The sequence below is a fragment of the Thermalbibacter longus genome (assembly GCF_023806485.1).
GTDB classification, from domain to species: Bacteria; Chloroflexota; Chloroflexia; order Thermomicrobiales; family Thermomicrobiaceae; genus Thermalbibacter; species Thermalbibacter longus.
In genome coordinates this window covers 355,701-378,260 of record NZ_JAMSLR010000003.1, presented here as the reverse complement: position 1 = coordinate 378,260, position 22,560 = coordinate 355,701, and the positions used below count along the sequence as shown (strand labels likewise).

The following is a 22,560-nucleotide window of genomic DNA, read 5'->3' as shown; positions in this document are numbered from 1 at the left end:
GGCGCGTCCCCGGCCTTTGGCCGGGGACGCGCTGCGTTTTACCTAGCGGGAGATAGTGCGGCGCGCCCGCCCGTAGTTGGTCGCATCCTCCCAGGGTTGTCCCTCGGCGAAGCGGGTGGACCGGAACGGCCGGAGGTCTGCCGTCTGCGGCCGGCTTTCGGTGATCCACTCGGCCAGGCACTTGCCGATGGCCGGTGCCGTCTTGAACGACGTTCCGCTATCGCCGAGCATCACGTAGAGACCCTGGTACTGCGGCGCCTGATCGATGATCGGCCGGTCGTCCGGGCTCATCATGATCATCCCGGCCCAGGAACCCCTCAGCGGCGCGTCGGCCATGACCGGGAAGCGGCGGGCCAGCGTGGTCCGCGTCGGCTCCACGAACTCCTGGTCGCCGGTCTCGTCGTAGTCGTCGGGGTCGGCACCCAGCACGCCGACTTCCACCCCGACCAGGGTGCAGTTCTCGCCTTCGCGGCGGAACCAGGTGTTCAGCACCGCGTCGATATAGGTCATGTGACGGTGATTGAAGCCGCAGGGCCAGCGGTAGATCATCACCTGCGCACGGCGCGGGTAGAGGCCGTAGTCGAGGCCGAGCGGCTGCAAGAGCCGGTTAGCCCAGGCACCGGGCGCCAGCACCACGACTGGCGCCTCGATCGTCCCACCGCTCGTCTCGACGCCGGTAACCCGATCGCCGCGGGTCAGAACGCGCACGGCCTCGGTGTGCGTCCGCACCTCGACACCCAGCTCCTGTGCCCGCCGGAGGAAGCCGCAGGTGGTCGCGTAGGGGTCGGCGTAGCCGCTATCCGGTTCGTAGGCGACCCAGGTCAGCCCCTCCACGTCGCACCAGGGCTCCATTCTCTTCAGCTCTTCGACCGAGATCACCCGCGCATCGATGCCGAGTGCCTGCTGGTCGGCGACGTTGCGTCGTAGGTGCTCCTCGTACTCCGGCGCCACGACCTGGATGAAGCCAGTGCGGACGAACGGCGACTCGCCCCCGACGATGTCGCTCCACGCTTGGAAGATCTTCAGGCTCTCGAAGGCGAGCTTCGACTCGAAGGGGTTGGTGTAGTGCATCCGCACGAGCGCGCCGGACTTGCCCGTCGCCCCCGCAGCGATGTGGCTCCGCTCGACCACCACGACCCGGCGCACGCCGGCCCGGGCGAGATGGAAGGCCGTGCTGGCCCCGTTCACCCCAGCGCCGACCACCACGACGTCGGCTGTATCTGGCATGGCTCCACCTCCCTGCGTTCAGGCCGTTGCATCCCAGCCGGCTCACCGGCCGGGCTTCGAGGATTAGCTCATGGCCGCCAGCGGCTGTCAACCACGCGAGGAATCCGCTGCGAGCGCGTCCCGCATCTCAGCCCAATCGGTTTGGGCGGCCAGCACGTCGTCGGCACTGGCCAGCTCCCCGTAGCGTGCCGCCAGGTAGCGGCCGGTGAGATCGGCCAACGGTTCTGTCACCGCCGGCCACGTCTCAACGACCCTGGGTAGGTACTCGAGCGGGGTCTCGTCCGCCCGGCGCGGGAGGCCGCGCATCGCCAGCAGCGCCAGCGCGTACCGGTATGCCTCGCGCACCGACCGCGGCGGGCGGCCGAGCTGCGCCGCATCCAGCCGGCGGGCCCGTCCCCGGCGCGGCCGCCACCGGTGCAGGGCATCGCTGAGCTGCTGGAGCATGAGCTGGCCCGACCAGGTGCTCTCGTGAACTTCCTCGAGAGCCCGCTGCGGCTCCCGCAGCCGGTAGCGGCGCAGCGCGCGGAGTACCAGCCACAGCAGTGCGGCGGCGATGGCGATACCGAGCGCGACCTCCACCAGAACGAGCAGCGGCTGCGGGATGGCCAGTCGAGCGCGCTCAGCCACCTCCGGAAACTGCGGCAGCGCCGGCGGCGAGATCGGCTGCGGCTGCTCTTCGCCCCGAGCTCGACCCACGAGCCAGGCGACCGGCGTGAGCACCAGGAAGAAGACATAGGCGACCGCCGCCAGGACCCAGAACAGCGCGGTTCCGAGACCCTCGAGCGCTAGTCGTAGCGGCGTGGCGAGCCAGCGCCAGGCGTGCGGCCCAGCGAAGGCGCTCAGCACCGTCGCCAGAACGAGGATCCCGAGCGCCAGCGCCAGCGCCGCACCGAGCCAGCCCGACCCGAGACGCCCCCGGTTCGCCTGGGGCGACGCCGCAGCTTGCACCTCCTGGGCCAGGACGGCCGCGGCGCACAGCAGCCGGGTGACGAGGAGGAGGGGGACAGCCCACGCGAGCGTCGCGCCGGCCACGCTCCCCATCGCCGGGCTGAGCCATGTCACCAAACTGGCCCCGCCGATCAGGCCGAGGTCGCGGACGAAGCTGAAGCGGATGAAATCTGGGGTGAACGGTCGCGGGTCGGCCCCGAGCGCCAGCCCGCGCCACCACGCCACCAGCCCCAGCGCGAACAGGGCCACCGTCGCGCCATCGAGCGTGAGGAGCCGGTCGACCATGACCAGCGGCGCGCGTAGCCAGGTGTCTGTCCGCGCCGCGAACCAGACGAGCATCGCACTGAGCCAGACGAGCGCGCTCAGCGCCCGAGCCGCGCCGAGATCCCAGCCAGCGCTCAGGAAAGCGCGGGTCGACCAGAACGCGAGTAGCCCCACCAGAGCGAGCACGACGGGAGACGGCACTCGAGCCTCGGCATGACCGGTGAAGGCAGCGGCGATCCACAGCCAGGGCGCGATGGCCGCCGCCTCCGCCACAGCGACCAGCACGGAGATCAGCGGCTCAAGCGGTATGCCTCGCCACCGTACCATCTGCGCCTCCCTCGATCCGGTACGCCGTGAGGCCCGGGTGGGCCGGCAGGTCAGGATCCACCCCGACCGCCAGCAGCGTCACGGCGTGCCCCTCCCGGCGCAGCGCGAGCAGCGTCCGCCGGAGCGCCTCGCTCACCACGCTCGTGATAACGACGATCGTCGATCCCCAGGGGAGCAGGCGCGCCTCGGCTCCCAGCAGCAGCTCGATCCGGTAACCGGTGTAGGGAACGAGGAGCGCGAGCGCCTCGAGGATCCGCTGGAGCTGGCGGGGGTGCCGGCTCGGCGGGAGCCGGATGAAGCGCTCGCCGCCCGCCCGCGGCGCGTTGACATAGAGCCCGACCTGATAGCGCTCCTCCAGCCCCCAGGCCGCCAGCGAGGCACAGAGGGAGATACCCCGTTCCAGCTTTTCGGGATCGAGCCCCTCCCAGAAGTGCTCGAAGGTGTTGATGTCCAGGAAGAGCGCCAGCGCCGGCATAGCCGCCTGCTCGAACTGCTTGGACTGGACCTCTCCAGTGCGCGCCGTCGCCCGCCAGTGGATGCGCCGGGGAAGGTCTCCGGGGACGTAGGGGCGGACACCGCGGTAGCGCGTGGGGTCGTCGAGCAGGGGCCGCACCGGCCGTCGGTCGCCCAGCGGCTGCTTCGCCGGCAGGCCGAAGGCCGGCAGCGGCTCGATCGCCGGGTAGACGATCAGCTCGTCAGTCGCTGCGTCGTCGCAGGCCGCCAGCGCCAGTCCGAAGGGATCACTGGTGCGCAGCCGGACCCGGCTGAAGCGATAGTAGCCCCGCTGGGTCGCCACCACCCGGTAGCGGCGCCGCACCCGCTCGTACGGGCGCAGGGAGAAGAGCGTGCGGAAGACCGCGGTCTTCGGCTTCGGCGAGGGATCGAGCTGGAGACCGGGGAACGCGAGGTCGGCCGGGAACTCGTCCTCGACCTCAAGCCAGGGCAAGGGCAGCAGCTTGTTGTTCTCGACGCTCAGCTCCAGCCACAGCTCTTCGCCGGGGAACGCCCGCGACTGGGAGAAGCGGCGGCGGTAGCGCACGGCGACCAGCCCGAAGCGCTGCCAGGCGAGCGCCACGACCAGCGTCAGCGCCACCGCGAACCCGGCCACAGCCAGCACCGGCTGGCGCAGTGCCACCGCCACCAGGCCGAGCAGGGCCGCGGCGACCAGGAGCGCCCGCAGGCGCTCCTGGCGCTGGCCGGCGAAGAGCGCGCGCGCGTCGTCCATCGTTAGGCCCGCAGCTCCAAGTCTTCCTCCACCGGCACCGGCACCTCGGCGAGGATCGCCTCCAGGATCTCCTCTCGCGTTCGACCGTGCAGCTCGGCGCGCGAGGTCAGCATCAGCCGGTGCCCAAGCGCCGGCACGACCAGCGCGCGCACATCGTCGGGGATCACGAAGGATCGGCCGTTCAGCACTGCTAGCGCCTGCGCCCCTCGCGCCAGGGCCAGCGTCCCCCGCGGGCTGACGCCCAGCTCTACCTCAGGATGCTCGCGCGTCCGCCGGACGATCTCCAGCAGGTAGTCCTCCACCGCCTGCCCGAGGTAGACCCGGCCCACCTGCTCTATGGCCGCCGCCAGCTCGCCGGGCTCGGTGACCGGCTCCACGTCGACGATCGGGTCGCGGCGCAGCAGCCGGCGCACCATCTCGCGCTCGTCCTCGCGCTCGGGATACCCCACCTGCAGCCGCAAGAGGAAGCGGTCGAGCTGCGCCTCCGGGAGCGGAAAGGTACCTTCCAGCTCGACCGGGTTCTGGGTCGCGACGACCAGGAACGGGCGCGGCAGCGGATGCGTCTGGCGCTCCACGGTCACCTGGCGCTCCTCCATCGCCTCCAGCAGCGCCGACTGCGTGCGCGGCGTCCCCCGGTTGACCTCGTCAGCCAGGATCACGTTGGCGAATATCGGCCCAGGATGGTAGGCGAAGGCGCCGGACTGCGGCTCGTAGACCAGCGAGCCGAGGACGTCGGTCGGCAGGAGATCCGGCGTAAACTGGATCCGCTGGAAGACCCCGCCGAGCGCCAGGCACAGCGACCGTGCCAGCCTGGTCTTGCCGATGCCGGGCACATCCTCGATCAGGACGTGCCCCTCGGCGAGGAGGGCCACCAGTAGCCGGTCGATGACGTCGCGCTTGCCGACGATGACCCGCTCCACCGCCTCGCGGATACGTCGAGCCATCGAATGGATGCGCTGCGCCTCCTCCGATCCGAGCCGCTCGTCGCGGGCACGAGGCTCATCCACTCCGGTCCTCCCTTCGTAGCGTGTCGAGCAGCCGGACCGCCAGTTCCCGGACACCGGCAGCCGGATCCTCGGCAGCCACCCTGGCCAGCACAGCGCGCGCCGTCTCGGCGTCGAGCCGGGCCAGCGCGCGGACCGCGGCACGGCGAACGCCAGCATATCCTTCTTCGAGCACCCACAACAGCGCAGGGACTGCCGACGGGTCACCGATCTGGGCCAGCGCCTCTACCGCTGCGGCGCAGACGGCGATGTCGCGCGGGCGACGCTGGACGAGCTCGCAGAGCGGCCCCACGGCGCGGGCGACCCGGCGCTGGCCGAGCACCCAGGCACAGATCTCGGCCACCTCCGGCCGCTCGTCGGCGAGCCCGGCGATGAGCTGGTCATCGTAGCTCGACCCGGTCGCGTCGCCGGGCACTCGCGGATCAGTGGCTGCGGGCATCACACTCGCTCCTCGCCGTACAGCCTCTATCCTACTCGCATCGCCTCCCGGGCGAACCGGAAAGCGGATCGTGCAGCCCGACGCCCGGCGTCTCCCCAGCGAAGCGGGCCACGACCTGTCGCCAGCTCCGGCGCTGGGCCGGCGTCAGCTCGCCGGTAAAGCGGTAGTCGGCGCTGGCGATGAACCCCTCGAGCGCCTCCGCCAGCCGCTCCAGCCCCTCGAGCGCAGCTCGCAGCGCCTCGCGAGACCCGGTTGCGACCAGAAGCTGGCGCAAGTGTCCGAGGCAGAGAGGATCGACGGCAGTATCCGGCGCTCGCAGCGGAGCAGGATGGCCGAGCCGGCCGACTGGGTTCGGGAGGCCCTGGGCTAGCGCCTCGGCGACTCGTTCCGGCGCGTCCCGCAATGCAACCCAGGCATGCAGCCGCGACCGTTGCCAGGAATCGTCATCGAGGAGGGACCGGCGTGCCCGCGCGCAGGCGGGGCAGGAGACTACTCGCGGGGGAAGCTCATGCGGCTGCCGGCCGAAGAGCAGGGCGAGCCGCTCCTCAACCGTGCTCTCGTCAAGTGCCTGCTCCTGCCGCGCAACGATCCCGCGCTCGAGGGCCAGTCGCCGCTCGGCCGGGACGTACTCGATGAGAGCGGCAGCATGCGGCCGGCAGAGCACCGCCGGGCCCTCACTAACAAGGCCAGGATCTCGTCCGGCAAGCCAGACCAGTGCCCACAGCAGCGTGTCCTCGGCCGCGCGGTTCCACTCGCAAGCCGGGCATGGGCCATCCGGTCGCAGCCATCGCCGGGCGGCTTCGACGCCCCCGGTGCCGGCTCGTGCCAGAAAGTCGCGCAGCAGCCGGTCGAGGATGATCGCCACGCCATGGTGACTGTGCACCAGGTGCCCGGCGGGGATCAGTGCCCAGGTATGCTCGAAGCAGAAGCCACGCGAGGCGAGGAGTCGCCGGTGTGTCAGGGGATCGGTGACTTGCTCCCAGAGTAATGCCTCGAGCCCGCGCAGCTCCTTGCGGGCCTGGAGGCGGCAGACCGGGCAGCCGGCTCGTACCAGCTCCTCCTCGAGAGCACCGAGGAGATAACGGTCGGGCGCCGGCTCTCGAACGCCGAGGAGCCGCTGGGCACCAGCGAGGATCCCGGACAGCCAGGCGGATAAGCGGAGCGTGTCCGCGGGGCCGACGACCAGTCGATGTGACCCGAACACAAAAGCCTCCACGCACCGACCGGAGGTCACGCGTAGAGGCTATCAGCCAGGATTGGCGGTTCGGCGGCTGACTCGCCGCCAGGCGAGCCTCATCGCCCTGTCCAGCCCGAGTATACCACAGCGGCGTGCTCCTCTTGCTGGAGGATCTGGCCTCGCTCTGGACGCTGTCCCGTCGCCTCCGCTGCACGAGGCGCTATGATGGTGCCGGCGCGGCCGGCCGTGACGGAGTGACCGGACAGAGAGCAGTGGAGGGCAAGACGGTGAGCACCAGAAGCGAGGGCACGCCGGACGTCATCGTCGTCGGCGGCGGGGTAGTCGGTGCCGCGATCGCCTATGCCTTCGCCCGGCGGGGGGTCTCTTGCCTCCTGCTCGAGCAGGGCATCATCGGCCAGGGCACCTCGGAGGCGTCCGCAGGGATCGTCAGTCCGCCCTCGAGCAGTGCCATCCCCGCCGAGCGGCTGGAGCTTGCCCGGCGCAGTTTCCAGGCCTATCCCTGGCTGGTCGCGGCTGTACAGGAGGACAGCGGCCTTGACGCCGGCTACCGGCAATGGGGAGAGCTCCTGGTTGCCGAGACTGAAGACGAGGTCACCTCGCTGAGAGAGCTGGCCGGCTGGCAAGCCAGCGCAGGGTTCGAGAGCGAATGGGTCGATGGGAAGACGGCCCGTGAGATCGAGCCGCTGCTGCCTGAGCGGATCCATGGCGCGCTGCTCGCCGACGAGGGCGGCAGCCTGACCGTCCAGCGCCTGGTACGGGCGCTCGCGCTGGCTGCCGCGAGTCGAGGCGCGCGAGTCGTGGAGCGGGCACCGGTGACTGGCTTCGCCGTCGAAGGGGATCGGGTCGTCGCGCTCGAGACCCGGCAGGGTCGCTACCTGACCGTCCAGGTCGTGCTGGCGGCCGGGGCCTGGACAGGGCATCTGGCCGGGCAGCTCGGCCGGCCTCTCCCGACGCTCCCGGTCAAGGGGCAGATGACCCTCATCTCCGGAGGGGCGACCGTGCTCCGCCACGTGCTCGGTTCGGCTGACGGGGCCGGGTACCTGGCCCCACGTACCGATGGACTGATCTGGGCTGGTGGAACCAAGGAGCGTGGCGAGTGGGATACGCGGGTGACGCCCGCCGGCATTGCCCACTGCCTACGCCTCGTCGAACGACTGGCTCCGACATTGCTCGAGGGCGAGCTCGTGGCACTCGGCGCCGGATTGCGGCCGGGCACGCCGGACGACGAGCCGATCATCGGCCCACTGCCAGGCTACAGCAACGTCTGGGTCGCGACCGGCCACTACCGCACCGGCGTGCAGCTCGCGCCGGCCACCGCCGACCTCGTCGTGGAGGGGATCCTGAGCGGCGAGCCGGATCCGCTGCTCGCGCCCTTCAGCCCGGCTCGCTTCGTCCAAGCGCAATAGCGCCCGGCCGGCACCCTACCCTGGCGCGATCCGCTTCGCGAGCCAGATATCGGGCTTGCCCGGGCCGTTCGCGTCCGGGAGCAAGCCGATCACGACGAAGCCGAGCGCCCGGTAGAACCCGACCGGGTGGTTGCCGAGCACGGCCAACCGCCGGGCATGCTCCAACACATCGGGGAAGAGCTCGACGCCCGCTGCGCTGGTCTCGCCCGTCTCGTCGTCGCTACCGACGAAGAGCGTGAGGCAACCTCCTTCGCGGAGCAGCCGCTCCAGGTCGCGCACCAGCGCCGAGCCGATCCCCTGCCGCTGGCGATCCGGGCGTACCACCAGCGGGTGCAGCTCCCAGGCGTGGGAGTAGCGCTGGATCGCGCCGATCCACCCCAGCACCTCGCCGCGCTCGTCTACCGCGACCCGGCTCAAGCGGTCTGGCCCGAACGACGCCCAGACCTCGGAGCGGGCCGACTCGACGGTAGGCCAGCCCTGCGGCAGGGTTTGTTGCAGGATCCGGGCTGCCTGGGCGATCCAATCCCGGCGCCGCGGGGTGAGATCGACGATCTCCATGTTCTCTCCACCACGAGCCGTGGCCCGGAGCGGGTCACCTTGCGCTGGTGGAAGCGACCGGCACTGCCTCGGGCCAGCGGAGCTTCGGGATCACCTGCTCGCCGTACGCCTTGATGAACTCCTCCTGGTTGCGCCCTACATTGTGGACGTAGACCTCGGTGAAGCCGAGATCGATGAAGTGCTGGATGTGCTCGCGGTGCACCTCGAGGTCGGCCGAGATGAGCACGCGGCCGCGGAAGTGCTCCGGGCGCACGAGCCTGGCCATGGCCGCGAAGTCCTCCGGGTTGCGGATGTCGCCCTTGGGGAAGGCCATTCCCCCGTTGGGCCACTCGCGCACTGCCGCTTCGGTCGCCGCCTCATCGCTCTCGGCCCAGGAGACATGGAGCTGGATCATCCGCGGCATCTTGGCCGGATCCTTGCCGGCTTCGCGGGCCCCCTGCTCGAAGCGGCCCATCAGCATGCGCAGCTTCTCGTCGGGCGCGCCGGGAGTGAGGAAGCCGTCGCAGAGCTCGCCGGTGCGCTTGGCCATGATTGGCCCAGCGGTGCCGACGATGATCGGCGGCGGGGTCTCGGGCATGGTGTAGAGCTTGGCGCTCTCGAGCCGGAAGTACTTGCCCTCGTGCTTGACCACCTTGCCGGTAAAGAGCTTCTGGATGACCTCGATCGCCTCGACCAGCATCCGCACCCGCTCGGCGGGTTCCGGCCAGTAGCCGCCGACGATGTGCTCGTTGAGCGCCTCGCCGGCCCCCAGCCCCAGCCAGAAGCGGCCGGGGAACATCGCCTCGAGCGTCGCCGCTGCCTGGGCCACGATCGCTGGGTGATAGCGAAACCCGATCGGCGGGGTCACGCCAGTGCCGAAGCGCAGCCGCGTGGTCGCCGCTCCCAGCGCGCCGAGCCAGGCCCACACGAAGGCGCTCTGCCCTTGTTCGGGCGTCCAGGGGTGAAAGTGGTCGGCTGCCAGCACCGAGTCGAACCCGTAGTGCTCAGCAAGCTGGCACCAGCGTAGCATGTCGGTGGGGTGGAACTGCTCGAAGCTGGCCGAGTATCCCAGTCGGCTCATCGACTCCTCCGTCCCTCCGCGCACGGTCCGGCCGACATCATAGTCCGAGTATGCCAGCCCAGCGCAAGCCGGACTCGTCGGAACAGTAACGACGCCGGCGGCGAGCGGTCAGTCGTCGTTTCGCGGGCCATCCGACCCCTCCGCAGCCGATAGCTCCTGCGACTCCAGTTGCTCGACCCTGAGAGGGAAGCAGCTCACCGCGACCAGCGGCACCAGCGCCAGGAACCCGAAGGCCAGCCGCAGGTCGATGTCGGCCAGGTAGCCAGCTACCAGCTTCATCGCCAGCGCGTAGGCGCCCTCCAGCATCGAGACCACCGAAATCGTGGTCGCCCGGTTGTACGAGGCGATGTGCCGGTTCTGCAAGGCCGCGATCAGCGGGTAGCGGATCTGCATTGCGCCGTAGGTCATTACGAAGAGCAGCGGCGCCAGGTACGGCCCGGCAAGGCCGGCCATCGCCAGGTAGCCGGCAACGGGTAACAGGTTTGCCAGAACGAACGCCCGCAGCGCCCCCAGTCGACGCTCCAGCCCGAATGCGCTCCTCGCACCCAGCGCCCCGAGCGCAGCGGCCGCAGCCGATGAGAGACCGTAGAGCGCCGCGGGCGTCCCAGCGAGCTGGTAGTACGGTTGGAAGAGGAAGAGCAGTGCATACGGCAACGGGTCTGCCAGGACGGACAGGGCGACGATGCGCCGGAGTGCCGGATGCGCGCGGATCAGCCGGATGCCGTCCCGCACCAGGCGCAGGCTACCTCGCTGCCGGGCCAGCTCGGCCTCGGTCTGCCGGTTGGGCACCGTGAGCACCAGGACAGTGCCGAGCAGCATCGCGGCCGCGCTCAGCTCGAGCGCCAGCACGAACGACGGCTCGCTCATCTCGCGTACCACCAGCGCCGCGAGCACGGCAGAGGTCGTGCGCCCGGCCAGCGACGCGGCCCAGAACGCGCCGTGCGCCTGGCTCATGCGATGCTCCTCACCACGCGCCTTGAGCGTCTCGTAGATCCAGGCCTCGCTCGCTCCCGAGCGAAAGCTGATCGCCATTCCGAGCACCGCGTAGCCGGCCAGGAACTGCCAGTACTCGCGCGCAAGCACCAGGAGTCCGACCCACACAGCCTGGAAGAAGAACCCCAGCGTCACTGACCGCTTGAGCCCGATGCGATCGGCGACGACGCCGGTCGGCACCTCGAGCAGGATGGTGGCGAGTCCCATGAAGGCTTCCAGCGAGAGCACCTGGAAGAGCGAGAGGCCGCGACCGGTGTAGTAGAGCACCAGGATAGGCGAATAGATGGTGAGCGAGAGGAAGAAGGTGGCCAGGTTGAATCGGCCGAGCGGATCTCGCAGTGCCGCCAGGGGTATCCCTAGAAGCCGGTTGGGGGATAGGCTACCGATGACGCCAGCCACGCTGCCGAGACGCACAGGGGCTCCTTCTCATCGCCACGATCTCACGCCGATCGCCCCGTCACTGGCAACTCGGGCCGGTCCCTCACCGCGCCAGCTCGAAGGCAGCCAGCTCGGGTGCGAGAATGGAGCATGGTCGATCGATCTGGCTGTGTCCCTGTCCATTCGGACAGGCGGCCCCGCGCTCAGTAGAGACGGATAACGAAAGACCCGAGGCTGGAGGGGATGCGATGTGGGAGCGAGACGCGCCGGAGGAGATGGGCGACCTGACCCGCTGCGCGCACGGTGGCGAGGATCTCCTTCCGTCGGCGACTGATCCACTCACGCCGCCGATCTGGCAGACCGCGGCGTACGCCTACCCTGACCTGGACACCCTCGACGCGATCTATGAGGGCAGAGAGCGTGGCTTCATCTATGGCCGGTACGGCTTGCCAAACCACGTCCAGCTCGAGCGGGCGCTGGCGGATCTCGAGGGGGCCGAGGCCGCCCTGGCCACCGCGAGCGGGATGAGCGCGATCAGCTCGCTGCTGTTCGCGCTCCTCGCGCCGGGCGATCGCGTGGTCGCGAGCGAGCTGGTCTACCGTGGTACCAGGAACCTGCTCGACCTCGATCTCGCTCGTTTCGGAGTCATCGTCGAGTACGTCGACGCGACTGACCTCGCTGCCGTCGAGGCGTCCCTCCAGCGACCCGGGCAGCCGCCCCGGTTACTCTACGTCGATTTCCTGACCAACCCGACGATCCTGGTCCATGACGTGCCCTCGCTGGCCGAGCTGGCACACCGGCATGGCGCGCTGCTGGTGGTCGACAGCACGTTCGCTACGCCCTACCACGGCCGGCCGATCCAGCTCGGGGCCGATCTCGTCGTGCACTCCACAACCAAGTTCATCGCCGGGCACCACGATGTCTCCGGTGGCGCCGTGGTGGGCAGGTCGGAGCTGGTCGAACGGGCACGTCGCCAGGCGATCCGGATGGGCGGTATCGGCGGGCCGTTCGACGCCTGGCTGGCTCTGCGCGGCCTGCGCACCCTGGCGCTGCGCATGGGCCAGAGCAGCCGGAGCGCCCTGGCACTCGCCTCCCGGCTCGTGGAGCACCCGGCAGTCGAGCGCGTGAGCTATCCCGGCTTGCCAGGCCACCCGCAGCACGACCTGGCGCGTGGACTCCTGGCGAACGGTTTCGGCAGCATGCTCGCGTTCGAGGTCGAGGGCGGCCGCGCCGCCGTCGCCCGGCTAGTGCGCGCGCTGCGCCTGATCCGCTTCGCCGAGACGCTGGGTGGAGTCACGACGACCATCGTCCACCCGGCTTCGACCTCTCACCGATCGGTCGAGCAGGCAGCGCGCGCCGCCCACGGGATCGGCGAGGGTCTGCTCCGGCTCTCCGTTGGGATCGAAACGACGGAAGACCTAGTGGAGGACCTGGAGCGAGGACTAGCGAGTCTGGCCTGAGCCACGCGCGCCAGACAGACCAGTGCGGTCACGGAGATTCTGGAAATGCCACGACCCCCGCCGGGTTGTCGCCCGCGGGGGTCGGCGCATACCTGGGACTGGCGTTGAGCGTCAGCGGATATCGAGCAGGCGGAACCGCCGGATCCGCTGGACGAGCGGCTGCTCGACCCGCTCACCCTTGGTCTCCTGGGCCGGCGCGGCCTCGACGACCGAGGTCTCGATCCTCCGCGGCACCGGCACGGCCCGGATGACCGGCCGCCCGTCCTGGTTGGTGATGGTGTAGCGGATGTAGGTCTGCATCGGCCCACCTCCTTTCTTGCCAGGTTCACACTACTGACAAGTCGCCCCCGGACTGACCGGGGGCGCGGAGGTGCTAGCCTACACTGTCGCGCTCAGAGGCACCCAAGCCGGTCAGCCCGTGGAGCAGGTACTGCGTTCTGGGACTCCTCCGGAATCCACCGATCTACCCTCCACGGTCGACTTCTGCACGCTCCCCACGCGGAGAGCGACTCGCGCTGTGCTCTTCTTGAGACACAGCAATGCGGCGGAACAGGTCTCGCCGCACATTCAGCCTGAGCGCTCCAGCGCTCAGCACATCCAGGATACCTCACCCGCCCCGGCCTGTCAATGCCTATACGGACGTGTCTCGTGTTCACCAGCGGCGCGGCACACGGTACGAGCCAGGAACGATACCAGCCTCAGGCTACTTCTCGAGACTGCCGCGCGCAGGGAACCCGCGGTGACCGCAAGGACTCCGGGCCGGCCCTGGGCAGCTTGCAGGTCGTGGAGTAACAGGCGCGCCAGACGCGAGCGCCAGCGCGGCCGTAGAACGCCGGCAAAGTCGTCTAACAGATCACGGCAGACGCGCTGCCGTGCGCGCGGCCACTCCGCAGCCTGGAGAACGAGCTCCAGCCCGAGCGCCCGTCCGTGTAGCTCCGGTTCCAGTCGTAGTGAGCCCAGCTCGCCGCGGGGCACTCGCGAACCGCTCCGGCGCGACTCCGACCTGGCGGCCTGATGTCCACGGTGTACACGCCCGGTTGCCGGGAGTACGCTCGTAAAGGGCGCTCGGCCCAGTTTCGGGCAGAGTCCCGGCCCAGGCGAGGCTTCAGCGAAGCGAGGGAGCGACGCGATGGCACGCCGCATGTCTGCAGGCGAGCGCTGGGAGATCGACGGGGTCGAGGTCGAGGTCACGCACCTGGACAAGGTGCTTTGGCCAGCCGAAGGGTTGACCAAGCGCGACCTGCTCGACTACTACCGGCACACCGGCCCGGCGATGCTCCCGTACCTGCGCGGCCGCCCGGTGACGCTGCGCGTGTTCCCCGATGGCATCGAACGGTCCGGCCACTACCAGCGCAACGCGCCCGCGCGCCTGCCCGGCTGGCTGCGCACGGCTCCCTACCGGCCGCAGACGACTGGGCAGGCGCGACGTCTCCCTCTGATTGAGAACGTCGCCGGGCTGATCTGGTACGCCAACCGCGGCGCGATCGAGTTCCACCAGTGGCACGCGCCGGCCGAGCACCCGGATAGGCCTGACTGGGCGATCCTCGATCTCGACCCTGGCCCACGGGCCGGCTACGAGCGCGTCTTGCGGGTCGCGCTGCTGGTGCGCGAGCGGCTGGCCCGGGACAAGATTGCTGCTCTGCCCAAGACGAGCGGCGGCTCCGGGCTGCACCTCTTCCTCCCGCTGGAGCCGGTTCATCCGGTCGAGGCAGTACGAGAGTGGGTGCATCGATTGGCCGAGGAGCTGAGCCGGGAGCATCCCGATCTGGTGGCCACCGGCGACGGCGCGACCCACGACGAGGACGAGCGGGTGACGATCGACCACGCCCAGAACAGCCTGGCGCGCAACACCGCGGCCCCGTATACCCTGCGCGCCCGGCCCGGAGCCCCGGCCTCGGCCCCGCTGGCCTGGGAGGAGGTGGAGGAGGGCCAGGTGCGCCCGGAGCACTTTACGATCCGCACGCTGCCCCAGCGGCTGGACGCGATCGGTGATCCGTGGGCCAGAGCGAAGGTTCAGCCCCAGCGGCTGCCGCTTGATCGCTGACAGATGGCCAGAGCGCGCCAACGCATGGTGCCACCGTTCTTTGCATACGTACGCTCATGTATACTGCCGGGGCAATGGATCTAGGCCGGGCTGCGAAGAGGTGCGAGGTCGTTAGGTGCGAACGGCTAGCTTGTGCAGCGCGTCCGTTAGCCAGCGGCGGAATTCCGTCTCATTGAAGACGTGGGCTCGACTCTGCACCAGTGCGTGCTCGATGTCCTTGACCACCTCATCCAGCGAAGCGTCCCCCAACTGGTGCGCGTTCCAGGTCAGCCCAACAAAAGCCTGCTCGAACGAGCCAAAATCTAGCTCGCCGACCAGGTAGTCCGAGATCAGCCCCGCCAGCTCGCGGGCGAGGGAGTCAGCGTGCATGCGTGCACACTCCGATCCACAGGTGCAGGTCGTCTCCGAGGCAGAGATCCGCCGGCTCTTCAATACCCTCCGCTATTGGGAACGCGTCCAGAACGGCGAGCTGCGAGCGGAGGTCATCCGCGAAAGCCATGTCACGAGTCTCACTCATACCGAGCACTGCTCCATGAGCCAGACACTGCGTTACTACGGGCATGACGGCACGAAAATCGCAATCGTGCACCAGTACAGGCGCCGGGATGGCACGATCGGAGCAAGCGGTCATCCCGATCCCAAGTGGCTCCGGGTGGGCGACATCGTCTACGTTCCACAACCTCCTGCCAGCAGCCCATAGCATAGCACAGAGGCGTTCTTTGCTCTACATGAAGAAGAGTAAGTGGCCTGGACGTCGTGCTCAGGCGAAGGCCAGGGCCCAGCGCTGCGCCAGGTCGAGCACCGGGCCGGAGAACAGCCCCAGCGCGAGGTTGCCGAGCGCCATCACCGCCAGCCCGGCGCCGAGCAGCGGCGTCCGAGCGGGCTGCCAGGCTCCGGCCGGCTCGTTGAAGTACATCACCGCCACCACGCGCAGGTAGAAGAAGGCCGATACCGCGCTCATGATCACGATCGCGACCGCTAGCCAGAGCAAGCCGGCCTCGATCAGCGCCAGGATCACGTAGTACTTGGCATAGAAGCCGATCAGCGGCGGCATGCCCATCAGCGAGAGCATGAAGATCGTCATCGCGATGGCGGCCAGCGGGCTACGCGCGGCCAGTCCCTGGAAGTCTTCCAGGTCGACGCCCTGCCCGCGCTCCTGCAACCAGGCCACGACCCCGAAGGCACCGATATTCATGAAGGCGTAGGCGAACAGGTAGAAGAGCATGCTGCCGACGCTGCGGTCGCCGGGCTGCAGGCTGGTGAAGGCAGCCAGACCCGCCAGCATGTAGCCGGTGTGGCCGATCGAGGAGTAGCCGAGCATTCGCTTGACGTCGCGCTGGGCGATCGCGACCACGTTGCCGTAGACCATCGTGATGAACGCCAGGATGGCGATCAGGAGCAGCCACTGCTCGCTCAGCGGGCTCAACCCTTGCACCAGAACCCGCGCCATAGCCGCGAAGCCGGCCACCTTCGGCACCACCGACATGTAGGCCGAGACCGGCGTCGGAGCACCCTGGTAGGCATCGGGCGTCCACATATGGAACGGCACCGCCGCCACCTTGAACCCGAGCCCGACAGCTAGCAGCAGCAGCGCTAGCAGAAGCGACGCCTCGACCGGCGCGTCACCCTGGACGATATCCCGGAGCGCGCCGGCGATGTCGTCGAGCATGATGCTGCCGGTCAGGCCGTAGACCCAGGCGATGCCGTACAGGAAAATGGCCGTGGCGAAGGCGCCCAGCAGGAAGTACTTCAGCGCGCCCTCGATCGAGGTCAGCCGCCGGCGAGCGAAGGCCGTCAGCGCGTAGACGGCCAGCGAGCTCATCTCGATGCCGAGGAAGATCATCAGCAGGTCACCCGCCGCACCGACCAGCATCGTGCCCAGCACCGAGAAGAGCAGCAGCGAGAGGTATTCGGCTAGCGCCATTCCCCCCGGCTCGATACCCGACTCGACGTAGCCGGCCGAAACGAGGATGGACAGGATACCGGCGACCAGCGCCACCAGGGAGACGAAAAGACTGAACGAGTCGGCCCGATACATGCCACCGAACGTGCTGGCGCCGGCCGTCCAGTCGATCGCCAGCAGCGAGACCAGAGACACTGCCAGCCCGAGGAGCGCAACCACGGTGAGCCCGGCCTGCCGCTCGCGCGGGAGCACCAGGTCTGCCGCGAGGAGCACCAGGATCGTCCCGAGCACGACCAGCGGCGGGACGAGCAGCGACCAGTCGGGGGCAACGAGTTGCACCGGCACGGTTCTCTCCTCTGATCTCCGTTCTCAGAGCCCGATGCGCCCGAACGCCGAGAGCACCTGCTCGATCGCCGGCTGCAGGATGCGCATCACGTACCCTGGATAGACACCGAGCCAGACCGTCAGTACTGCGAGCGGTGCCAGCGTCGCGAATTCCTTCCAGTTCAGATCCGGGAAGGTGCGCGGGTCGACGGTATGCCCGTGCGGCCCAGCGCCTCCAGCCGCCGGCGGTACCGCGTAGGCGTTCGCCAGCCGCAGCTCGGGATCGTCGGGGTCTGGTGGCTCCCCCGGCGCGCGCATCATCACGATCCGCTGGAGCATCCAGAGCATGTACCAGGCCGCCAGGATCACCACGACCATGGCAATGACGCCGGCCCAGCGATAGGCCCGGAAGCCACCGAGAATCGCCAAGAACTCGCCGACGAAGCCGCTGAGCCCCGGCAACCCGAGCGAAGCGAACGCGAAGAGGCCCCAGAAGGCGGCCGCCAGCGGCATGGAGCGGTGTAACCCGCCGAAGGCGCTGATCTCACGGGTATGCGCACGCTCATAGAGGACACCGACCAGCAGGAAGAGGGCACCAGTGACTAGCCCGTGGCTGATCATCACGATCATGGCGCCGTACAGTCCCTGCGCGTTCAGCGCGAAGATGCCGAGCGTCACGAAGCCCATGTGGCTCACCGAGGAGTAGGCCACCAGCTTCTTGAGGTCCGGCTGGACGAGCGCCACCAGCGCGCCGTAGATGATCGCGATCAGCGAGACAACGATGATGAACGGCGCCCAGGCTCGGGTGGCGTCCGGGAAGAGCGGAAGGTTGAAGCGCAGGAAGCCGTACCCACCCATCTTCAGCAGGATGCCGGCGAGGATCACCGAGCCCGCCGTCGGGGCCTCGACGTGGGCGTCTGGCAACCAGGTGTGGAAGGGCCACATCGGGATCTTGATGGCGAAGGCCAGGAAGAAGGCCGCGAAGGCCCACATCTGGAACGCTTGCCCGTAGGTGCCCTGGGCCAGCTCCAGCACGTTGAGCGTGCGCACGCCGGTCTGCTCGAAGTACGCCTGATAGACCGCGACGATGCCCACCAGCATCAGCAGGCTGCCGGCGAGCGTGTAGAGGAAGAACTTGACTGCCGCGTATACCCGGTTCGCGCTGCCCCAGATCCCGATGATCAGCGCCATCGGGATCAGCATCACCTCCCAGAAGATGTAGAACAGGAAGAGGTCGAGGCTGACGAAGACGCCGAGCATGCCGGTCTCGAGCAGCAGGAGCGAGATGTAGTACTCGCGTACCCGCCGCTTGATCGGATCCCAGGAGGCGATGATCGAGATCAGGCTCAACAGCGTCGTCAGCACCACCAGCGGCGCGCTGATACCGTCCACGCCCAGCCGGTAGGCGATCCCCAGCCCCGGCAGCCAGTCGATGAACTCGGTGAACTGCATGCCCGTAGCCGAGCGGTCGAACGCAGCGAGCAAGGCGAGCGAGAGGACGAAGGAGACGCCGGCGCCGAGCAGGGCGATCCAGCGCGCCGCGCGCTCCGTCGCGCGGGGCCAGAGGAACAGGACGAGCGCGCCGGCCAGCGGCGCATAGGTGATCAGGCTGAGGATCGGGATCTGATCCACCGCTTCGCTCCCCTACCTGAACAGACTGCTGCCGGCCACCAGGTACGCGCCGACGATGATCACGGTGCCGAGCGCGATGGCCAGCACGTAGTTGGCCACCAGGCCGGTCTGGGCCCGGCGCCAGAGCTGGCTGGTCCACACCACCAGGCTGGCCACGCCGTTGACCGCCGCGTCGATGACCCCGACGTCGATCTGCCGCCAGAGGAAAACGGCGGAGGCGCGCGCCGGCTCGACGATGAATCGCTGGTAGATGTCGTCGAAGTACCACTTGTTGTGGGCCAGCCGGTACAGCGGGCCCAGCCGCTCCGCCACGGCTGCCGGCGAGACGGAACGGAACACGTAGGCGGCCGCGGCCGCGTAGAGCCCGGCCAAGGCGACTAGAGTGGAGACGACACCGAACGTCAGCGTCGTCGCCAGGCTCACCTCGTGGTGCTCGGTGCCCTCGAACACCGGCTCCAGCAGGTGGTGGAACCAGCCCTGCTCCGGCGGTACGCCGACGAAGCCGGCCACAGCCGCTCCGACCGCCAGGATCACCAGCGGCACGGACATCGTCCACGACGGATCGTGCGGGTGCAGGTGCTCCCGGTCGAATCGCTCCTCGCCGTGGAAGGTCATGAATACGGCCCGGAACATGTACAGCGAGGTGAAGAAGGCCGCCGCTAGGGCGATGAGGGCGATCACCGGGTAGCCCGCGACCCATGCCCCCACGATGATCTCGTCCTTGCTCCAGAAGCCGGCCAGCGGCAGGATACCAGCATTGGCCGCCGCCCCGATCAGAAACGTCCAATAGGTCAGCGGCATGTAGCGCTTCAAGCCGCCCATCCGCCGCATGTCCAGCTCGTCGTGCAGGCCGTGCATCACGCTGCCCGAGCCGAGGAAGAGCAGCGCCTTGAAGAAGGCGTGGGTGAACAGGTGGAAGATGGCAGCGATCCACGCGCCCGTGCCCAGCGCGATGGCCATATACCCGAGCTGGCTCACCGTCGAGTACGCGACGACCCGCTTGATGTCGTACTGCGTCACCGCAATGGTCGCGGCGATGAACGCCGTGAGCGCCCCAACGATCGCGACGACCAGCATCGCCGTGGGCGAGGCGACGAAGATCGGGTGGGCGCGCGCCACCATGAAGATGCCCGCCGTGACCATCGTCGCCGCGTGGATCAGGGCCGAGACCGGCGTGGGGCCCTCCATCGCGTCCGGCAACCAAACGAAGAGCGGCACCTGTGCCGACTTCCCGACGGCGCCGGTGAAGAGAAGCAGCGCGATGGCGGTGACTGTGCCGGCGCTGAGCGTCCCGACTCGCTCGAAGACCTCGGCGTAGTTCAGCGTGCCCAGCGTGACGAAGATCAGCATGACGCCGACGCCGAAGCCGAAGTCGCCGACCCGGTTGACGATGAACGCCTTCTTGGCCGCGTCGGCCGCCGAGCGGCGACGGAACCAGAAGCCGATCAGGAGGTACGAGCAGAGGCCGACCGCCTCCCAGAAGACGAACAGGACCAGGAAGTTGCTGGCCAGCACCAGCATCAGCATGGAGAAGACGAACAGTGGCAGGTACGCGAAGAAGCGGTGGTACCCCGGGTCGCCGTGCATGTAGCCGATCGAGTACAGGTGCACCAGGAAGCCGACCCCAGTCACGACGAGCAGCATGACCGCGGTGAGCTGGTCGACGTAGAGCGTCACCGGCACTTGGAAGTCGCCGGCCGGGATCCAGGTATAGAGGTGCTGGCTCAGCGGCTCATGGTGCTGGGCAACAGCAAGGAAGGCCGGAATGCTGGCCAGGAAGGAGATCCCGACCGCCGGCACGGCGATCCAATGGGCCCGGTCACGGATCCACCAGCGCCCGAGCAGGAAGTTGACGGCCGCCGCTACCAGCGGCGCCAGCGGGATAATGAACAGCCAGTCGGCGATCCACTCCATGCCTCTGCTCTCCCGTACCTCCCCGCCCGCGTTGCCTGTCGCCTGCCGGCTCAGCTACCGGAGATCCCCACGCGGTGGAGGACAGCCGTTACTCGCGGAGCTGGCGCACCTCGTCGATGTCTACCGTATCCAGCCGTCGACTGAGTGCCATCACGATCCCCAGGCCGATCACCGCCTCGGCGGCGGCGACTGCGATGACGAAGAGCGCGAAGATCTGCCCGGTCAGCGCGTTCTGCTCCCAGGCGAAGCCGATAAAGGTGACGTTCACCGCGTTGAGCATCAATTCAACGCACATGAAGATGATCAGCACGTTGCGCCGGGTAAGCACGCCCACCATTCCGATGATGAAGAGCGCCGCGCTCAGAAACAGGAAGTGCGCCGTCGTGAGCTCGCTCATCGTCGACTCTCCCCCCAGGCCGGCTGCTCAGTGAACTCTTCGGCAGTACGCGCCATCACCAATGACCGGTCGCCCCCGGCTGGTTTGAGCTGGCCATCCTGCGGCGCGGGCAGCTCGGCCACCGGCTGCAGCGTATCGACCCCGCGCGGGTGAGCGAGCGAGATCGTGAACAGCCGCCGTGCCACTGCCAGCCGCTCCTCGACCAGCTCCGGCCGGGCCAGGAACAGCGCGCCGATCGTCGCGGCCAGCAGCAGCAGCGCCGTCGCCTGGATCGGCAGCATGTAGGCGGAGTAGAGTTCGCGACCGATGGCCTGGATATTCCCGCCGACTGCAGCCACGGCCTCCGGTGTCCAGGAGCCGGGTGCCCCGCGGAGCGAGCGCGTCAGGATAGCCGCTGCCACCTCGGCCAGCAGGGCCAGCCCCAGTAGAAAGCCGACCGCCCGCCGTAGCGGACGGCCGCCGTGAAACTCGGGCAGGTCTTGCTGCTGTACCAGCATGAGCACGAAGAGCACCAGCACGATGATCGCGCCGGTGTACACGATGATCTGGGCCACGGCAAGAAACTCGGCCCGCAGCACCACGTAGATGGCCGCCACGTTGATGAAGGACAGAACCAGCGACACCGCGCTGTGTACCGGGTTGCGTGCCAGCACCACCCCGGCCGCGGCAGCGATCGCGACCCCCGCCAGCAGATAGAAGATCAGGACTTCGATCGCCATCAGTCGGTCTCAGCCTCCCAACCCAGCTCCGCCGGCGACGAAAACACGGTCATCGCCCGGCTCACAGCGCCCCGATCCCCCAGAGCCGCACCAGTCCGGTGACGCCGATATTGATCAGCGCCAGCGGGAGCAGCACTTTCCAGGCCAAGCCCATGAGCTGGTCGTAGCGGAAACGCGGCAGCGTGGCGCGGAGCCACACATAGAAGAACAGGAAGATGAACGCTTTCGCCACCAGCCACCAGATACCGTCGATGAACGGCCCGTCGATCCCGCCGAGGAAGAGCGTGGCAGCGATCAGCGAGACCACGATCATGTTGATGTACTCAGCCAGGAAGTAGAACGAGAACCGGAAGCCGGAGTACTCGGTGAAATAGCCGGCGATCAGCTCAGTCTCGGCCTCTGGAAGGTCGAACGGCGCGCGGTTGGTCTCGGCCACGGCGGCGATCAGGAACAGGACGAACGCCAGCGGCTGGCTCAGGATGAACCAGTTGGGCAGCTCCAGCCCGCCGAGGATCAGCGTTCGCTGCTGCGCGCGCAGGATCTCGACCAGGCTCAGCGAGCCGGTCAGGATGAAGATGCCGACCAGCGAGAGCCCGAGTACCAGCTCGTAGCTGATCACCTGGGCAGTAGAGCGGAGCGCGCCCAGGAGCGAGTAGCGGTTCCCCGAAGCGTAGCCCCCGAGGATGATGCCGTAGACGCCCATCGAGCCGACCGCCAAGAAGTAGAGTGTTGCCACGTTGATGTCGATAACGTAGAGGTTGATCTGGCGACCGAACAGCGTGATCGAGTCCCCGAACGGGACGACGAGCGCGCCGAGCGGCGCCAGCACGAAGGAGAGCAGCGGCGCAACCAGGAAGATGAGCCGGTCGGCGTTCGCTGGGACAATATCCTCTTTGCTGATCAATTTGACACCGTCGGCGATCGGTTGGAGCAGGCCGAACGGCCCAGTACGGTTCGGCCCGATCCGATCCTGGAAGAACGCCACGAGCCGGCGTTCGAACCAGGTCATGTAGGCCATCAGCACGAGCAGGATGTTGAGCAGGACGAAGCCGAGCAGGTAGCTTACGATCAGCGCTTCCCAGTCCATCGGTTCCGGCGATCACTCCCGTTCGTGCCGCACAGCCGCTCGTCGCCCTCGTC

At 68.5% G+C, this 22,560-nt stretch carries 21 protein-coding genes and 1 riboswitch; of the genes, 4 read left to right on the top strand and 17 right to left on the bottom strand.

Features of this window, described 5'->3' with window-relative positions:
• Window positions 1-42 precede the first annotated feature (42 nt).
• From NET02_RS06620 to NET02_RS06595, 6 genes are all read right to left on the bottom strand, one after another.
• Window positions 43-1,227 (bottom strand): NAD(P)/FAD-dependent oxidoreductase, encoded by a 1,185-nt coding sequence (locus tag NET02_RS06620; RefSeq protein ID WP_284056598.1) that lies wholly within the window; start codon window positions 1,225-1,227, stop codon window positions 43-45.
• An 87-nt stretch (window positions 1,228-1,314) separates the two neighbouring features.
• A complete protein-coding gene (locus NET02_RS06615) occupies window positions 1,315-2,766 on the bottom strand; it encodes a DUF4129 domain-containing protein (RefSeq protein ID WP_284056597.1) in 1,452 nt (483 codons plus the stop codon).
• The gene (locus tag NET02_RS06610) at window positions 2,738-3,991 is read right to left on the bottom strand and encodes a DUF58 domain-containing protein (protein WP_284056596.1); all 1,254 of its coding nucleotides are present in this window, start codon (window positions 3,989-3,991) and stop codon (window positions 2,738-2,740) included. Before NET02_RS06610 ends, NET02_RS06615 begins: the two co-directional genes overlap by 29 nt.
• A gap of 2 nt (window positions 3,992-3,993) precedes the next feature.
• Window positions 3,994-4,998: an AAA family ATPase gene (locus NET02_RS06605; protein WP_284056595.1), complete on the bottom strand. Its 1,005-nt coding sequence runs from the start codon at window positions 4,996-4,998 to the stop codon at window positions 3,994-3,996.
• The gene (locus tag NET02_RS06600; protein ID WP_284056594.1) at window positions 4,991-5,434 is read right to left on the bottom strand and encodes a HEAT repeat domain-containing protein; all 444 of its coding nucleotides are present in this window, start codon (window positions 5,432-5,434) and stop codon (window positions 4,991-4,993) included. The genes NET02_RS06605 and NET02_RS06600 overlap by 8 nt, the downstream gene beginning before the upstream one ends.
• Before the next feature lie 31 nt (window positions 5,435-5,465).
• Entirely contained in the window at window positions 5,466-6,638 is a 1,173-nt protein-coding gene (locus tag NET02_RS06595; protein ID WP_284056593.1) for a hypothetical protein, read from the bottom strand.
• A gap of 26 nt (window positions 6,639-6,664) precedes the next feature.
• A riboswitch (Fluoride riboswitch) is annotated at window positions 6,665-6,744 on the bottom strand.
• A 154-nt stretch (window positions 6,745-6,898) separates the two neighbouring features.
• Between NET02_RS06595 and thiO the strand changes: the two genes are divergently transcribed.
• Window positions 6,899-8,038, top strand: a complete 1,140-nt coding sequence (thiO, locus tag NET02_RS06590) for a glycine oxidase ThiO (RefSeq protein WP_284056592.1) — start codon at window positions 6,899-6,901, stop codon at window positions 8,036-8,038.
• Window positions 8,039-8,053: 15 nt separating this feature from the next.
• Here thiO and NET02_RS06585 read toward each other — a convergent pair whose 3' ends face one another.
• The 3 genes from NET02_RS06585 to NET02_RS06575 all read right to left on the bottom strand — a co-directional run bounded on the left by NET02_RS06585 (window position 8,054) and on the right by NET02_RS06575 (window position 11,063).
• Window positions 8,054-8,596 carry a GNAT family N-acetyltransferase gene (locus NET02_RS06585; RefSeq protein ID WP_284056591.1) on the bottom strand — a complete coding sequence of 181 codons (543 nt, stop codon included), beginning with the start codon at window positions 8,594-8,596 and terminating at the stop codon, window positions 8,054-8,056.
• A gap of 34 nt (window positions 8,597-8,630) precedes the next feature.
• Window positions 8,631-9,656 carry a TIGR03557 family F420-dependent LLM class oxidoreductase gene (locus NET02_RS06580; protein WP_284056590.1) on the bottom strand — a complete coding sequence of 342 codons (1,026 nt, stop codon included), beginning with the start codon at window positions 9,654-9,656 and terminating at the stop codon, window positions 8,631-8,633.
• 108 nt (window positions 9,657-9,764) lie between these two features.
• Window positions 9,765-11,063 carry an MFS transporter gene (locus tag NET02_RS06575; RefSeq protein ID WP_284056589.1) on the bottom strand — a complete coding sequence of 433 codons (1,299 nt, stop codon included), beginning with the start codon at window positions 11,061-11,063 and terminating at the stop codon, window positions 9,765-9,767.
• Window positions 11,064-11,275: 212 nt separating this feature from the next.
• On the opposite strand from NET02_RS06575, the gene NET02_RS06570 reads away from it, so the two are divergent.
• Window positions 11,276-12,487, top strand: a complete 1,212-nt coding sequence (locus tag NET02_RS06570) for a trans-sulfuration enzyme family protein (protein ID WP_284056588.1) — start codon at window positions 11,276-11,278, stop codon at window positions 12,485-12,487.
• A gap of 111 nt (window positions 12,488-12,598) precedes the next feature.
• Here the strand turns inward: NET02_RS06570 and NET02_RS06565 are convergent, their stop codons facing one another.
• Window positions 12,599-12,787, bottom strand: coding sequence for a hypothetical protein (locus tag NET02_RS06565; RefSeq protein ID WP_284056587.1), 189 nt, complete (start codon window positions 12,785-12,787; stop codon window positions 12,599-12,601).
• Between the two features lie 829 nt (window positions 12,788-13,616).
• Here NET02_RS06565 and ligD point away from each other — a divergent pair.
• Entirely contained in the window at window positions 13,617-14,531 is a 915-nt protein-coding gene (gene ligD, locus NET02_RS06560) for a non-homologous end-joining DNA ligase (protein ID WP_284056586.1), read from the top strand.
• A 111-nt stretch (window positions 14,532-14,642) separates the two neighbouring features.
• Here ligD and NET02_RS06555 read toward each other — a convergent pair whose 3' ends face one another.
• Window positions 14,643-14,900 carry a hypothetical protein gene (locus NET02_RS06555; protein ID WP_284056585.1) on the bottom strand — a complete coding sequence of 86 codons (258 nt, stop codon included), beginning with the start codon at window positions 14,898-14,900 and terminating at the stop codon, window positions 14,643-14,645.
• On the opposite strand from NET02_RS06555, the gene NET02_RS06550 reads away from it, so the two are divergent.
• The gene (locus tag NET02_RS06550; RefSeq protein WP_284056584.1) at window positions 14,899-15,231 is read left to right on the top strand and encodes a hypothetical protein; all 333 of its coding nucleotides are present in this window, start codon (window positions 14,899-14,901) and stop codon (window positions 15,229-15,231) included. The genes NET02_RS06555 and NET02_RS06550 overlap by 2 nt on opposite strands.
• 60 nt (window positions 15,232-15,291) lie before the next feature.
• Here the strand turns inward: NET02_RS06550 and NET02_RS06545 are convergent, their stop codons facing one another.
• The 6 genes from NET02_RS06545 to nuoH form a co-directional block, all read right to left on the bottom strand.
• A complete protein-coding gene (locus NET02_RS06545; RefSeq protein ID WP_284056583.1) occupies window positions 15,292-16,779 on the bottom strand; it encodes an NADH-quinone oxidoreductase subunit N in 1,488 nt (495 codons plus the stop codon).
• A 24-nt stretch (window positions 16,780-16,803) separates the two neighbouring features.
• Complete coding sequence (locus NET02_RS06540; protein ID WP_284056582.1) at window positions 16,804-18,390, bottom strand: complex I subunit 4 family protein; 1,587 nt, start codon at window positions 18,388-18,390, stop codon at window positions 16,804-16,806.
• A 12-nt stretch (window positions 18,391-18,402) separates the two neighbouring features.
• Window positions 18,403-20,304 (bottom strand): NADH-quinone oxidoreductase subunit L, encoded by a 1,902-nt coding sequence (gene nuoL, locus NET02_RS06535; protein WP_284056581.1) that lies wholly within the window; start codon window positions 20,302-20,304, stop codon window positions 18,403-18,405.
• Window positions 20,305-20,392: 88 nt separating this feature from the next.
• Window positions 20,393-20,701: an NADH-quinone oxidoreductase subunit NuoK gene (gene nuoK, locus NET02_RS06530; protein ID WP_284056580.1), complete on the bottom strand. Its 309-nt coding sequence runs from the start codon at window positions 20,699-20,701 to the stop codon at window positions 20,393-20,395.
• Complete coding sequence (locus tag NET02_RS06525) at window positions 20,698-21,420, bottom strand: NADH-quinone oxidoreductase subunit J family protein (RefSeq protein WP_284056579.1); 723 nt, start codon at window positions 21,418-21,420, stop codon at window positions 20,698-20,700. The genes nuoK and NET02_RS06525 overlap by 4 nt, the downstream gene beginning before the upstream one ends.
• A 61-nt stretch (window positions 21,421-21,481) precedes the next feature.
• Entirely contained in the window at window positions 21,482-22,507 is a 1,026-nt protein-coding gene (nuoH, locus tag NET02_RS06520; protein ID WP_284056578.1) for an NADH-quinone oxidoreductase subunit NuoH, read from the bottom strand.
• Window positions 22,508-22,560: the final 53 nt, after the last annotated feature.